Below are 14,218 nucleotides of genomic sequence, written 5' to 3'. Positions count from 1 at the left end.
CATAAGGTACAATGTCGAGAAGCCCTGGAAACAGGAAAGAAAGTAAAAATTCCAAGAGATTAGGAAGAAGAAACTTGTCTTTTTCTGGAAATCAGATATACTTGTATGTAGGAAAAACAGGAACATAGGAGTATATATGGCAAGCAAATACGTACAAGTTTATACAGATTTGAAGAAAAAGATAGAAAACAGGGAACTGGAAATCGGACAGGCTCTTCCTGCGGAAGCAGAGCTGATGAGCCGGTATCAGGTGTCACGGGATACCATACGCAAGTCTCTGGGAATCCTGGAGAATCAGGGATATATTCAGAAAGCCAGAGGCAGGGTGGCAACAGTTGCCGGCAGGGGGAATTATACATTTCCTTTTGAGCGGATTGCCAGTTTTAAGGAACTGAACGCCCATCTGGACCGGCGGACGGAAACCAAAGTCGAGAATCTGGAGATTATCCTGGATCAGGACAGGATCATGGAGCTGTTTGAGGATGACGAGGAGAAGGAAATCTATGATCTGCTCCGTGTTCGAAGCATTGAGGGAGAAAGGGTGATCATTGACCATGATTACTTTAAAAGGAGCATTGTCCCTAATCTTCCGCTGAGAGCCTGCAGGGATTCTGTTTATGAGTATCTGGAGAAAGAGCAGGGCCTGGAGATCGGATACGCGACAAAGGAAATCTATGTGCAGGAAGCGGATGAGAAAGACCGGAAGTATCTGGATCTGAGGGAATACGGATTTGTTATCGTAACGAAAAGTTATACGTATACGAAGGAGAACCGATTGTTCCAGTATACGGAGTCAAGACATCGCCCAGACCACTTTAGATTTGTAGGAATTGCACAAAGATAGGGCAAAAAACTTATGAAGAACGCCAAAAATGCAATTGGCGTTCTTTTTTTGTGCAAAAAATATTGACTAACAAATACGTATATGATAATTTATAGTCAAACATATACGTATTTGTTAGAAGCGAAGAAAGAAGATTTGAGAGGTGGAAATCATGTCTAAATTTACGAATGACGCCAAAAAGATGCTGGAGTTAGTTGGCGGCAGAGAGAACATTGTATCATTTACTCATTGTGCGACAAGAATGAGATTTGTACTGGCAGATGACAAGAAGGCAGATGTCAAAGGGATTGAGGCGCTTTCCTGTGTCAAAGGAAGTTTTACCCAGGGCGGACAGTTCCAGGTCATCATCGGAAATCAGGTATCTATGTTTTATGATGAATTTTCAGAGATCAGCAACATGGACGGAGTGAACAAACAGGAAGTGAAAAAGGCAGCAAAAGGGAATATGAACCTGCTTCAGAGAGCGGTGGCTAACCTGGCAGAAATTTTTGCTCCGATCATTCCTGCGATCATCGTTGGAGGTCTGATCCTTGGTTTCCGAAATATCATCGGAGATATTAAACTTCTGGAAGACGGAACAAAATCGATTACGGAAGTGTATCAGTTCTGGAAGGGAACTTATGATTTCTTATGGCTGATCGGTGAAGCGATCTTTACCTTCCTTCCGGTAGCGGTTACGTGGTCTGTATGTAAGAAAATGAATGTGGATCAGGTGCTGGGAATCGTGCTTGGTATTACTCTTGTATCTCCACAGCTGATGTCAGCCAGTGATTACGTTTCTGCAGTAGAGGCAGGGAAGGCTGTTCAGTACTGGGATTTTGGAGCTTTTCATATTAACATGGTCGGCTATCAGTCACAGGTAATCCCGGCAATCTTAGTCGGTCTGGTATTTTCTGTGATTTACCGGTTCCTGAAGAAACATGTGCCGGATGTTATTTCGATGATCGTTGTACCGTTCTGTTCTCTGGTGCCGTCTGTACTGCTGGCTCATACCATCATCGGACCATTCGGCCGTATGATCGGCGACGGACTTGCAAACATCATTATGGCAGGATTTAGTTCTTCTGCAGCATGGCTGTTCAGCGGTATTTACGGCTTCCTTTATCCGCTGCTGGTTATTACGGGACTGCATCATTCTATGCTGCCGATTGACCTTCAGACCGCGGCAACGATGGGTGGAATCTATACCTTCCCTGTGGTAGCGTTAAGCAACATCGCCCAGGCAACTGCAGTTATGGCATTTGTATTTGTCAACCGCAAAGACGCACAGATCAAAGAAGTTGGAATTCCATCTTTCATTTCCGGATATCTGGGAGTTACAGAGCCGGCTATGTTCGGTGTCAATCTGAAATATCTGTATCCGTTTATCGGTGCTATGATTGCCAGCGGAATCATGGGAATCGTATCAAGAAGTTTTGGAGTCATCGCCAACAGTGTAGGCGTCGGCGGAATCCCGGCGTTCCTGTCCATGAGGGGAGATAAGATTCCGGCATACATCCTTTGCATTTTAGCGGATATTGTGCTGGCGTTTATCATAACCGTCATATTATCTAGAACGAAACTAAAAGACTACGGCAATAAATAGACATCTGTGACAAGAGGAGAATAACATGAACTTGGGGAATAAAGTAGTATATCAGATTTATCCGAAATCTTTTCAGGATACAAACGAGGATGGAATCGGTGACCTGAAAGGAATTATAGAACATCTGGACTATCTGAAGGAACTGGGAGTGGATTATCTGTGGATATCACCGTTTTTTGTATCACCGCAGAATGACAACGGATATGACATCGCAGATTACAGAGATATTGATCCCATGTATGGAACCATGGAAGATTTTGAGCGCCTGGTGGAAGAGGCGAAAAAGAGAAATATATATCTGATGATGGATATGGTGTTTAATCATTGTTCCACAAAGCACGAATGGTTTCAGAAAGCACTGAAAGGAGATCCATATTACAGAGACTTTTTCATTTTCAGAAAAGGAAGAAACGGTCTGCCGCCGACTAACTGGGAATCCAATTTCGGGGGAAGCGCATGGAATTATCTTCCGGAAACAGATGAATACTATCTGCATCTGTTTCATGAAACCCAGGCGGATCTGAACTGGGAAAATCCGGAAGTAAGAAAAGCATGCTGTGATATTGTGAATTTCTGGATTGATAAAGGCGTGAAAGGATTTCGGTTTGATGTGATCAATCTGATTTCAAAGGAATGCTATGAGGATGATCTGAAAGGGAATGGAAAGCGGTTTTATACGGATGGACCAAGAATCCACGAATTCCTCCATGAATTAAACCGGGAAACCTTTGGAAAATATGATGATATCATTACGGTGGGAGAAATGGCGTCGACAACGCTGGAAAACAGCATCCGGTATTCCAATCCGGATTCAGAAGAGCTGTCCATGATTTTTAATTTCCATCATTTAAGGATTGACTATCCATCCGGAAATAAATGGGAAGTGCAGCCGTTCCGGTTCCATGATTTAAAGAAAAATCTGTTTATGTGGCAGAGAGAAATGGAAAAAGGCGGCGGATGGAACGCATTGTTCTGGTATAATCACGATCAGCCGAGAATTGTCTCCAGAATTGGAGACGAGGGCAGATACCGGAAAGAATCCGCAAAAATGCTGGCTACAACAATGCATGGCCTGCAGGGAACGCCGTATATCTACCAGGGTGAGGAGATCGGCATGACCAACGCTCATTTTACGGATATCAGCCAGTACCGGGATATTGAGACGCTGAATTATTACACGATCCTGAAGCAAAAAGGAAAACCGGAAGAAGAAATCTATGAAAGTTTCCGGAGAAAATCCAGGGATAATTCCAGAACGCCGATGCAGTGGGATGATACAAAAAATGCAGGATTTTCCACAGGAGAGCCATGGATTTCCGTAATCTCCAATTATAAGGAAATCAACACGCTGGACCGGGAAGAGGATGATTCCATTTTCCAGTATTACAGGAAGCTGATCCAGTTAAGGAAAACGGTACCGGTGATTGCGGATGGAACATTTGAAGCGCTGCTGGAAGACCATGACAGAATTCTTGCTTATAAGAGAGAAAATGACAGTCAGCTGCTTTATGTTTTCTGCAATTACTTTGCGGAAGATGTGGATGTGCCGTATGAGGTGCCGGAAGGATGCCGCTGCATCATATCCAACTACAATGAGGATATCAAACCAGAGGAACTGAGACTTCGTCCGTATGAGGCGGTTATGTTTTTGAAAGATAAATAGAGACACAGAAGGAGACCTTTTGCCGGCAAAGACCGCGGGAGGTCTTCTTTACTTTAAAAAGAATGACTTTTATAATAATGGGGAAAAACCAATATCTGCGTCAGGAAAGGAAGTGATCCTATGGATCTGATGGAAATGATCCGAAACCGAAGAAGCGTAAGGACATACAGGAAGGGGGAAATAGAGGAGGAGACCTTGAGGAAAGTTCTGGAAGCAGGGCTTCTGGCACCCAGCGGAAGAAACCGGCAGCCATGGGAGCTGATCGTGGTCCGGGATCCGCAGACCCTGAAACAGCTGTCAGAGTGCCGGGCCGGGGGAGCTGCCAGGATGCTTGCCAGTGCGGCAGCGGCTGTTGTGGTGACGGCGGATTCGGCTAAAACGGATGTATGGACGGAAGATTGTTCCAACGCCATGATGCTCATGCATCTGACAGCAGACGCCATGGGTCTTGGAAGCTGCTGGATCCAGGGAAGGCTCAGGGAAGCGCCGGATGGAAGAACTGCAGAAGAATATGTGAGAGAAATCCTGGGATATCCAGAAGACTTCCGGCTGGAGGCGATACTGTCCCTGGGACTGCCGGAAGAGCATCCGGAAGCAAAAACAGCTGCAAAAGAGCTGGAGAAAAAAGTCCATTGGGAACGGTATGAAGGTCAGGTGGAATGATGGAGAAAAACTATATGGCAGCTATAGCAGCCTGTTCTAATGGTCTGCCGGCAGGGAAGAGACAGGAACTTCAGCGGCTGGACAAACTTTTAGAACAAAATAATATTTCAGTCAGAATGAGCCGGTATTTATATGAAAAATCCGATGGGATCAGCGGAAGCGGACGGGAAAAAGCAGAAGAACTGATGGATTTCTTTGAAAATCCGGGAATCCGCTGTATTTTTGACGTATCCGGCGGGGATATGGCCAACGAGGTGCTGGGTTATCTTGACTATCAGAAGATCAGAGAAAGTCAGGCAGTGTTTTGGGGATACAGTGACCTTACCGTTCTTTTAAATGCTGTCTATGCAAAGACAGGGAAAGAATCCGTTTTGTATCAGGTACGGAATCTTTTGTATGATGATGGGCCGATCCGGCAGAAAGAGTTTTTTGGATGGATAAAAGAGAAAAAGGAAGCTCTTTTTTTGCTGAATGGAAACTTTGTCCAGGGAGACCATCTGGAAGGAACTGTCATCGGCGGAAATATCCGCTGTTTTCTGAAACTTGCAGGAACGCCTTATTTTCCAGATTTCAATGATAAAATTCTGTTTTTGGAGGCAAGAAGCGGACAGGTGCCGCAGATGACGACGTTTTTCAGTCAGCTGCAGCAGACGGGCGCATTCGATAAGATCAAAGGACTGATTCTTGGAACCTTTACACAGATGGAAGCCGCATCCAAAAATATTGTGCCGCTGGCGCTCCGGTATGTAAAAGAAGATCTCCCGGTGTTTTGGACATTGGAGGCAGGGCACGGCACGGACTCCAGAGCAGTGATCATCGGCGGACATGCGGTGACAGTCAGTGAAAGCCGAATCATGACAAAAAATTAAAAAATATTGCATACAAAAGACAGAAAGCCGCTGAAAAATAGGGAAATCTGATTTTTCAGCGGTTTTTCTGCGTCAAAATACCGAAAAATCTGCAATAGATGAATTTTGTTCATGTTTAAGATGAAAAGTGTTCATAGTTTCACTTTACTGTGCTAAATTTTGTAATATAATGGAGAAGACTGAAAAAAGCGAAAGAAGAAAAAGGGAGAGAAAACCATGAGCAATGGATTTGAGATCAGATGGCACGGACGAGGAGGACAAGGTGCCAAGACAGCGGCGCTGCTTCTGGCAGACGCTGCATTTAAAACTGGAAAATATGTGCAGGGCTTTCCGGAATATGGACCGGAGCGTATGGGAGCCCCGATTACTGCCTATAACAGGATCAGTGATCAGCCGATCCGTGTACATTCTAATATTTATACACCGGATTTGGTGGCGGTAGTGGATGAGACACTGCTGCATTCTGTTGATGTAACGGACGGACTTAAAGAGGACGGGGCGGTGATCGTTAATTCACCAAAGAGTCCGGAAGAGATCCGGCCGATGCTGAAAGGTTATAAAGGAAAGGTATATACAGTGGACGCACGTAAGATTTCCGTGGAGGCTCTGGGTAAGTATTTCCCGAATTCTCCGATGCTGGCGGCTGCCGTTGCGGTAAGCGGTATTATGGAACATGATGCGTTCATTTCAGAGATGAGAAATTCTTATCAGCATAAATTTGCCAAGAAACCTGAGGTGATCGATGGCAATATGCTGGCACTGCAGCTGACTTATGACGCACTGAAGGATGTTGTATAAAATGAAAAAGAAGCTGGCAAAAGGAGAAAAAACAATGAGAACAGATATCAGCAGGATAAATGAGCAGACACCTCATCAGGAACTGACAGAAGGTCTGATGGTGTTTGCAGGAGGAACTTCAAAATATTTTGAGACAGGAGAGTGGAGAACAAGGACTCCGATTTTAAATCATGATCTGTGCAGACAGTGTATGGTCTGTTCTATGGTCTGTCCGGATTCCTGTATTCCGTTAAAAGATGGAGAAAGAGTTGAATTTGATTATAAACACTGTAAAGGCTGCGGAATCTGCGCGAAAGCATGTCCGTTTGACGCAATCGAAATGAAGGAGGGAAGATAAAATGGCTGTAAAAGATCGTATGTCAGGAAATGAGGCGGTGGCATTTGCAATCCGTCAGATCAATCCGGATGTTATGCCGGCGTTCCCGATCACACCTTCAACAGAGATTCCGCAGATGGTATCCACCTACATCGCCAATGGAGAGATTGATACGGAATTTATCCCGGTGGAGAGTGAGCATTCTGCCATGAGCGCAGCTATTGGATCTGAGGCGGCAGGAGCAAGAACTCTGACTGCCACGTCATCTGCCGGACTGGCTTATATGTGGGAAGAACTGCTGCTGGCGGCTTCCAACAGGATGCCGGTCGCGCTTGCTCTGGTTAACAGGGCGCTGTCAGGACCGATCAACATTAACTGTGACCATTCTGATGGTATGGGAGCGCGAGATACCGGATGGATCCAGATTTACGCAGAGAATAATCAGGAAGTCTATGATAACTTTATACAGGCGTATCCGATCGCGGAGGACCCGCAGGTTCACCTTCCGATCATGATCTGCCAGGATGGATTTATCACCAGCCATGCAGTAGAGAATATCGAACTGCTGGAAGACGGGGACGTAAAGGAATTTGTCGGAGAGTATGAGCCGGAAGAATTCCTTTTAAACCCGGGGAAACCGATTGCGGTAGGACCTTATTCTGTGACGAATTACGCAATGGAGGCGAAAAAGAATCAGGCAGACGCCCTGAAACGTTCCAAGGAAGTTATTTTAAAAGTGGCAGAGGAGTTTGAGAAAATCTCCGGCAGAAAATACGGGCTTTTTGAGGAATACCGCACAGAGGACGCAGATTATATTATGCTGATCATGGGTTCTGCGGCGGGAACCGCAAAACAGGCGGTGGATGACCTGAGGGAACAGGGAAAGAAAGCCGGAGTTATTAAACTTCGTGTATTCCGTCCGTTTCCGGCGGATGAACTGGCAGAAGCCTTAAAAGGAGCAAAAGCTGTAGCAGTCATGGACAGAACAGAAAGTTACAATGGAAACGGCGGACCTCTTGGAAGTGAAGTGACGGCGGGGCTGTATCGGAAGAAGATCATGGTTGAGACAGTCAATTATATCTATGGTCTTGGCGGCCGCGACTTTACCGTTCAGGAAGTTTATGACATCTTTGGAGAGCTGGAAGATTTCATAGAAAACGGAAAAGCACCAGAACAGTTTCAATATATCGGATTACGGAAATAGGAGGACTGCTGTGAGTAGTTATAATGTAAAAGAAATGATGAGTAAGAAGGATCGTCTGGCGCCAGGGCACAGAATGTGCGCAGGATGCGGGGCGACCATAGGAGTAAGAGCTGTTTTAAGAGCGCTGCATGAGGAGGATCATGCGGTGATCGCCAATGCCACCGGATGTCTGGAAGTATCTTCTTTCATGTATCCGTACACCGCATGGGAAGACAGCTATATCCATAATGCATTTGAAAATGCAGGGGCAACTTTAAGCGGAGTGGAAACGGCATATAAGGTTCTGAAGAAGAAAGGGAAACTGCCGGAAGATGAACATTTTAAATTCATTGCGTTTGGAGGGGACGGCGGAACCTATGATATCGGATTTCAGTCCTTATCCGGGGCAATGGAACGGGGCCATGATATGGTCTATGTCTGTTATGATAACGGAGCATATATGAATACCGGAATCCAAAGGTCTTCCGCAACGCCGAGATTTGCGGATACGACAACGACACCGGCTGGAAAATGTTCCGATGGAAAGATGCAGAACAGAAAAGATCTTGCAAGTATTATCGCGGATCATGATGTGGCTTATGTAGGGCAGAGCACTTTCACTTTAAACTTTAACGACCTGCATCAGAAGGCGGAAAAAGCGATTTATACAGAAGGAGCCAGCTTCCTGAATATTATGACGCCATGCCCGAGAGGATGGAGATATCCGACGGAGGATATTATGGAAATCTGCCGTCTTGCGGTGGAAACATGCTACTGGCCGATGTTTGAAGTAGAACATGGAAAGTGGAGACTGACCTATGAGCCGAAAAAGAAACTTCCAATTGAAGATTTCTTAAGACCACAGGGACGGTTCAAACATTTATTCAAACCTGGAAATGAGCATCTGATCGAGCAGTTCCAGGCAGAGGTGGATCGAAGATGGGAAGATCTGCTGTATAAGTGCAATCGGTAAAAAGAGAGGATATATATGACATTATTGACATACCAGGTGTTTAAGACGATCGCAGAAGCGGGAAGCTTTCAAAAAGCAGCCGACCGTCTGGGATTAACGCCATCAGCAATCAGCCATACAATCTCATCCATGGAAAATGAACTTGGATTTTCCGTACTGACCAGAAGCAAATCAGGAGTTTCTCTTACCAATTATGGGGAGAAACTCCTGCCCTATGTAAATGGGGTGTTAAACAGCGATGAAAGTCTGCAGCAGATGATTGCGGATTTGAATGGTTTAAAACAGGGGAAAGTGAAAATCGGAGTATTTTCCAGTGTATGTACCAGCTGGCTTCCTGAGATTCTTCATTCGTTTCGGAGAAAATATGAGAAAATCGAGATGGAAGTGTTTCAGGGAACCTATGAGGACGTGTTTTTATGGATGAAGCGGGGCGTGGTGGATCTGGGATTTTTGTCAGTATCCAGCGCGAAGGATATTCCGATCGTTCCGCTGTACCGGGATCCCCTGCTGTGTGTACTGCCGAAGGGAGCGAAAAAAGAAAGTCCGGGGGAATCCATAGGAATCGAGGAGATGAAGCATCACCAGTTTGTAACCCAGAGGGACAGTACGGATGCGGATATACAGAATTTCCTTAAAGAGAATTCTCTTCGGGTGCAGTCGAATTATCATGTGGTGGACGATCTGTCCACGGTAGCCCTTGTAGAGAAAGGATTCGGAATCTGTCTGATGCCGGAACTGGTCATGAGAGATATTCCATATGATGTGGACTGTTATCTGACGGAACCAAGAGCCAGCCGGATCATCGGCCTTGCGGTAATGAATCCGGAATTTATGGCTCCGGCGGTCCGGACAATGTACAATCATATTATAAAAAATTATCAGGAAGAAGAATTCAGAAACTGATCTTCAGTTGTCGACATAATGGTGGATTTTCTTTCTTCCTAAGCGAAACTGCTCAAGGGACATGGCGATCTTTCCTTTTTGTGTGGAGATGATGCCGTCTTCCTTGAGTTTTTTTATGGTACGGTTCAGTGTTTTAACAGTGATGCCGCATTCTTCGTAGAGTTCCTGCCGCGTCTTGCGGATGACCACTTGTTTTTTGTGTTCGATGTCCAGTGTATGGGCAGCTTTTAAAATGTAGTCCAGCAGAATAAACTGAGGAGGATAGAAAAGTCTGGCGCCCCGGTTATAGGATGAGCGGTATAGTTTAAAGGCGACCTTCCGGGAAACAAGGCGGAGAAAATGAATATCCTGTTCAATCCACTCTTCAAAATCTTTTCTTGAAAAATAGATGACCGTGGTTTCCGTCAGTGTTTCAATGGTAACGGAGGTTTTTTCCATGCCCGCAAGGATGGTTACTTCCCCGACAAAATCAATCGGTTCATTTTTCTCTATCATATATACATTTCCATTTTGAAATTCATTGATTACCCGGTGTTCCCCTTTGGCAATGATTCCAAAAGACTCCAGCCTGAAGTCCTTTTGATGGATGATCGTTCCGGGAGGATAAACCCGAATCGTATATCTCGTCCATAATTTTTCCGGCATATTGCGAAGATAGGTTTCCAGATCCGGAACTTCCCGGATCAAATCCTGCAGCGTCATGTATGATTCCTCCTTTTTCTTTCCCATTATATTATATATTGAAAAAAATATCGAAAAAAGTCCCATTTGTCCTTTTTTTGCGATACAAAAGCCGATACAATACGAAAACGAGTCTGAAGTATTTAAATTATGAAAAAGGAAGAGGAGGAAATCATGGGTGATTATGTATATCCATCCCTGAAAAGCCGGATTAAGACAGAATATAAAATTTATCTTCTGGCTTTGCTTTTTATTGCAGCTGCGGATTCCATCGGACAGATTCAGATTCCGCTGGGTCCCGGAAAATTTATTTTGTTTCCTATTTTCTATTCTCTGATCCTGGGCATTTTATCAGGACCTCAGGTGACGAAGATCATAGGATCCAGGCAGGTAAAGGCGGCTTCCAAGCTGGTTATCGTGGCAATCTGCCCGTTTATCGCAAAGCTTGGTATTAATGCAGGCGCAAGTCTGGAAGTCGTACTGTCCGCAGGACCGGCGCTGATCCTGCAGGAATTTGGAAATCTTGGAACGATTCTTCTGGCAATGCCGCTGGCACTGCTGCTTGGATTAAAAAGAGAGTCTGTTGGAGCAACGCATTCCATTAACCGGGAATCCAATCTTGCGCTGATTACAGATATGTATGGACCGGATTCACCGGAGGCAAGAGGAAGTCTTTCTATTTATATTGTCGGCGGAATGGTAGGAACCATCTATTTTGGATTTATGGTTTCTGTTATTGCGGTTCTTGGAATTTTCCATCCGTATGCTCTCGGAATGGCGTCCGGAGTAGGAGCCGGAATCATGATGGCAAGCGCAACGGCGTCTCTGGCAGAAATTTATCCGGCAATGGCGGATCAGATTTCCGCGCTGGCCAGTGCCAGTGAGACCATATCGGGAATTGATGGTATTTATATGACGATTTTCCTGGGAATACCATTATGTAATTTTCTGTATCGGAAACTGGAACCAAAACTGGGAAGAATCGCAGATCAGAGAGTGGAAAAGAGAGCAAAAGGAAAGGGAGATAGATCATGAGATACGTAGAGTGGATTTTTTTGTTCCTGTTGTCAGGGCTTGGAATCGCGTTGGCGAATTTTGTCGGATTTGATGTCGGGTTTATGGATTCCCTTCCGGGAATCGGAGTGCTGCTCCTGATTTCTGTCCTCGGTGTTGCAGTGCATAAACTGGTGCCTCTGCAGCTTCCGATCGTTGCCTATGTGTCTTTGATCGGTCTGCTGGCTGCATGCCCGATTTCACCTGCCAGAGAATTTGTCATTGAGGCAGCAGGAAAAATCAATTTTACAGCGCCGTTGACAATGGTAGGAGCTTATGCGGGAATGTCCATCAGCGGACAGATCAAATCTTTTCTGAAACAGGGATGGAAAATGATCCTGATCGGAATTTTCGTTATGACAGGAACTTTTCTGGGATCTGCGCTGATCGCTCAGATCGTCATGAAAATAACGGGAACGATATAATCAGGAGGAATTGATATGAAGAATTTGATGGTTGCGGATGCGTCTGTACTGATGCCGGATATGACGATCAGAGAACATCAGACGATTCAGACAGCAGACGGGAAGATCGTGGAAATCCGGCCGTTCCAGAAAGAGGACAGAAATGCCGAAGGGAAAGAATGGATCGATGGAAGCGGGAAACTTCTGATGCCGGGACTGGCAGACTGCCATATGCATACAGGGCAGCAGCTGCTGAAGGGAAAAATCCTGGATGAGCTTCCGATGATCTGGACCAGGATCATGCTCCCGTTTGAAAGCACCCTCACCGATGAAAAAATGGAATTAAGCGCAAAACTGGCTGCGCTGGAAATGATAAAATCAGGAACAACGGCGTTTATGGACGCAGGAAGCTATCATATGGAAGCGGCAGCCGAAGTATATGCGGCATCCGGATTAAGAGGAATTCTTTCCGCCTCGACCATGGATGAAAAAGGTCTTCCAGACAGTATTGAGCATACAATGGAAGAAGCTGTCAGGCAGACCGACCGTCTGTATGATGGATACAATGGAAAAGGAAATTTGAAGGTCGCTTATTCCCTGCGGTCACTGATTTCCTGTTCAGAAGATCTGATTCTGAAAGCGGCAGAGCGTTCCAGAGAAAGAGGAACTCTTCTGCAGGCGCATATGAACGAATATCCTAATGAGATCAATGTTTATCTGCAGAAAAAACAGATGCGTCCTTTGGAATATCTGGAATCACTGGGAATCCTGAATGAACATTTTATCAGCGCGCACAGTATTCTTTTATCGGAAAATGAAAAAGATATTTTAGAGAGAAATCAGGTCAGAGTGTGCCACTGCCCGTTCAGCAACTGTGGAAAAGGCGTACCGGATACGACAGCCTTGCTGCAGAGAAAGATCTGTGTGGGACTGGGAACTGACGGAGCGGCCCACGGGGGACTGAGTCTTTGGAATGAAATGAAGATTTTCCGGTCTGTGATGAATGCTGCCTGGGGAGTGCCGGTTCAGAATCCGGCGGTTATGCCGGCAAAAACCATTCTTTCTATGGCAACAGAACAAGGATATCGTCTGATGGATGAGAATGGCGGAAAGATAGAACAAGGATCAAAAGCAGATTTTATTACCATTCGTCTGATGCAGCCGCATCTTTATCCGACCGGAAATCTGGTTAATACCCTTCTGGAATGCGCAGCAGCCGGAGATGTGTGCGACTGTGTCGTGGAAGGACAGATCCTAATGAAAGACCGTCAGGTGCTGACTCTGGATGAGGAGAAAATCCTGGCAGAAGCGGCAGCCTATATGGAAAGGAAGGATACCGCAGGATGTTGATATTAACAGCAGCAGTAAATTTACTGGTAGGAATCTGTATCGGATTGACAGGGATCGCAGGATTTCTTCTGCCTATGTTTTATACAGGATTTATGGGGATGCCGGCGGTGGAAGCCCTTGCCTTAAGTTTCACGGCATTTCTTGTTTCCGGAGTCCTGGGATCGGTTTCCTATTATAAAAACGGGAAACTGGAAGTGGCAGCAGCGGCAGTTTTGTCCATAGGCAGTTTTGCGGGAGCCCTGGCAGGAGTGCGGATCAATCTTCTGATCCCTGAGGAGATGATCAAGATCATCCTGTATGTGGTGGTTTTGCTGTCCGGAATTTCCATTCTTCTCAGAAAGGAGTCCAAAGAGAAAACAGCCCGGCGCAGGAATACAGGAAAAAGCAGAAGCCGGTGGATCGGATATCTGCTTTTAGGAGCGGTAACCGGAGCTGTATGTGCCGCGTCCGGAGCGGGCGGCCCGGTGCTCGTTATGCCCCTTCTGACCCTGATGGGATTTCCGCCGCATACGGCTGTGGGAATGTCGCTGTTTAATTCGATTTTTATTGCGGTTCCATCGGCGGCAGGGTATCTTGCCAATACAGATTCCATGGATCATATGGCTGTGATGCTGGCAGTGATTGTCATAAGCCATGGCATTGGAGTGATCTTTGGAAGCAGGAATGCGGTGAAGATTAACCAGACGCTGCTGAAACGGATCGTAGCGGCAGGTTCCATAGGAATTGCATGTATAAAGCTGTTTATTGTATAGATAACAAAATATATAGAAAAATATTGTTTGAAAACAAATTGTTCGGAAACTAAATTTATCAATGACAAATAAAATATAGTATGATATGATTAGAAAACATTCCATTTGCTGAGGCCTTATGAGGCGTCGGCAGACAGGGATGTTTTTTAAACGAAAATAGTATGAAAAGGAGGAGTCAAAA

At 45.4% G+C, this 14,218-nt stretch carries 15 protein-coding genes; 14 read left to right on the top strand and 1 reads right to left on the bottom strand.

All coding sequences use genetic code 11. The features are described from left to right. Positions 1-136: 136 nt before the first annotated feature. The 10 genes from treR (at position 137) to JMF81_RS08580 (ending at position 9,797) form a co-directional block, all read left to right on the top strand. Positions 137-844: a trehalose operon repressor gene (treR, locus tag JMF81_RS08625; protein WP_201311053.1), complete on the top strand. Its 708-nt coding sequence runs from the start codon at positions 137-139 to the stop codon at positions 842-844. A 151-nt stretch (positions 845-995) separates the two neighbouring features. Then, positions 996-2,429: a PTS system trehalose-specific EIIBC component gene (gene treP / locus JMF81_RS08620; RefSeq protein WP_201311052.1), complete on the top strand. Its 1,434-nt coding sequence runs from the start codon at positions 996-998 to the stop codon at positions 2,427-2,429. A 25-nt stretch (positions 2,430-2,454) separates the two neighbouring features. After that, positions 2,455-4,092: an alpha,alpha-phosphotrehalase gene (gene treC, locus JMF81_RS08615; RefSeq protein ID WP_201311051.1), complete on the top strand. Its 1,638-nt coding sequence runs from the start codon at positions 2,455-2,457 to the stop codon at positions 4,090-4,092. Positions 4,093-4,212: 120 nt separating this feature from the next. After that, on the top strand, positions 4,213-4,755 hold the full coding sequence (locus JMF81_RS08610) for a nitroreductase family protein (RefSeq protein WP_201311050.1): 543 nt from the start codon (positions 4,213-4,215) through the stop codon (positions 4,753-4,755). 14 nt (positions 4,756-4,769) lie between these two features. Continuing rightward, positions 4,770-5,624 (top strand): LD-carboxypeptidase, encoded by an 855-nt coding sequence (locus JMF81_RS08605; RefSeq protein WP_201311049.1) that lies wholly within the window; start codon positions 4,770-4,772, stop codon positions 5,622-5,624. A gap of 216 nt (positions 5,625-5,840) precedes the next feature. Beyond that, complete coding sequence (locus JMF81_RS08600; protein ID WP_201311048.1) at positions 5,841-6,422, top strand: 2-oxoacid:acceptor oxidoreductase family protein; 582 nt, start codon at positions 5,841-5,843, stop codon at positions 6,420-6,422. Between the two features lies 1 nt (position 6,423). Then, on the top strand, positions 6,424-6,759 hold the full coding sequence (locus JMF81_RS08595; RefSeq protein WP_330597462.1) for a 4Fe-4S binding protein: 336 nt from the start codon (positions 6,424-6,426) through the stop codon (positions 6,757-6,759). A gap of 1 nt (position 6,760) precedes the next feature. Continuing rightward, positions 6,761-7,942: a transketolase C-terminal domain-containing protein gene (locus JMF81_RS08590; RefSeq protein ID WP_201311047.1), complete on the top strand. Its 1,182-nt coding sequence runs from the start codon at positions 6,761-6,763 to the stop codon at positions 7,940-7,942. Positions 7,943-7,976: 34 nt separating this feature from the next. Then, positions 7,977-8,894, top strand: a complete 918-nt coding sequence (locus JMF81_RS08585) for a thiamine pyrophosphate-dependent enzyme (RefSeq protein ID WP_201311076.1) — start codon at positions 7,977-7,979, stop codon at positions 8,892-8,894. 15 nt (positions 8,895-8,909) lie between these two features. Continuing rightward, a complete protein-coding gene (locus tag JMF81_RS08580) occupies positions 8,910-9,797 on the top strand; it encodes a LysR family transcriptional regulator (protein ID WP_201311046.1) in 888 nt (295 codons plus the stop codon). Between the two features lie 3 nt (positions 9,798-9,800). Here JMF81_RS08580 and JMF81_RS08575 read toward each other — a convergent pair whose 3' ends face one another. Continuing rightward, complete coding sequence (locus tag JMF81_RS08575; RefSeq protein ID WP_201311045.1) at positions 9,801-10,499, bottom strand: Crp/Fnr family transcriptional regulator; 699 nt, start codon at positions 10,497-10,499, stop codon at positions 9,801-9,803. Positions 10,500-10,652: 153 nt separating this feature from the next. Here JMF81_RS08575 and JMF81_RS08570 point away from each other — a divergent pair, with 153 nt between their 5' ends. The 4 genes from JMF81_RS08570 to JMF81_RS08555 are packed head-to-tail and all read left to right on the top strand — an operon-like array spanning position 10,653 to position 14,037. Continuing rightward, positions 10,653-11,513, top strand: a complete 861-nt coding sequence (locus JMF81_RS08570) for a DUF3100 domain-containing protein (RefSeq protein ID WP_243282590.1) — start codon at positions 10,653-10,655, stop codon at positions 11,511-11,513. Further along, a complete protein-coding gene (locus tag JMF81_RS08565; RefSeq protein WP_201311043.1) occupies positions 11,510-11,956 on the top strand; it encodes a hypothetical protein in 447 nt (148 codons plus the stop codon). Before JMF81_RS08570 ends, JMF81_RS08565 begins: the two co-directional genes overlap by 4 nt. A 15-nt stretch (positions 11,957-11,971) precedes the next feature. Continuing rightward, on the top strand, positions 11,972-13,285 hold the full coding sequence (locus JMF81_RS08560; protein WP_330611500.1) for an amidohydrolase family protein: 1,314 nt from the start codon (positions 11,972-11,974) through the stop codon (positions 13,283-13,285). After that, positions 13,279-14,037: a sulfite exporter TauE/SafE family protein gene (locus JMF81_RS08555; RefSeq protein ID WP_201311042.1), complete on the top strand. Its 759-nt coding sequence runs from the start codon at positions 13,279-13,281 to the stop codon at positions 14,035-14,037. Before JMF81_RS08560 ends, JMF81_RS08555 begins: the two co-directional genes overlap by 7 nt. Positions 14,038-14,218 lie beyond the last annotated feature (181 nt).

Source organism: Anaerostipes butyraticus (genome assembly GCF_016586355.1).
GTDB lineage: Bacteria > Bacillota > Clostridia > Lachnospirales > Lachnospiraceae > Anaerostipes > Anaerostipes butyraticus.
This window is presented reverse-complemented; position numbering and strand designations above follow the sequence as displayed.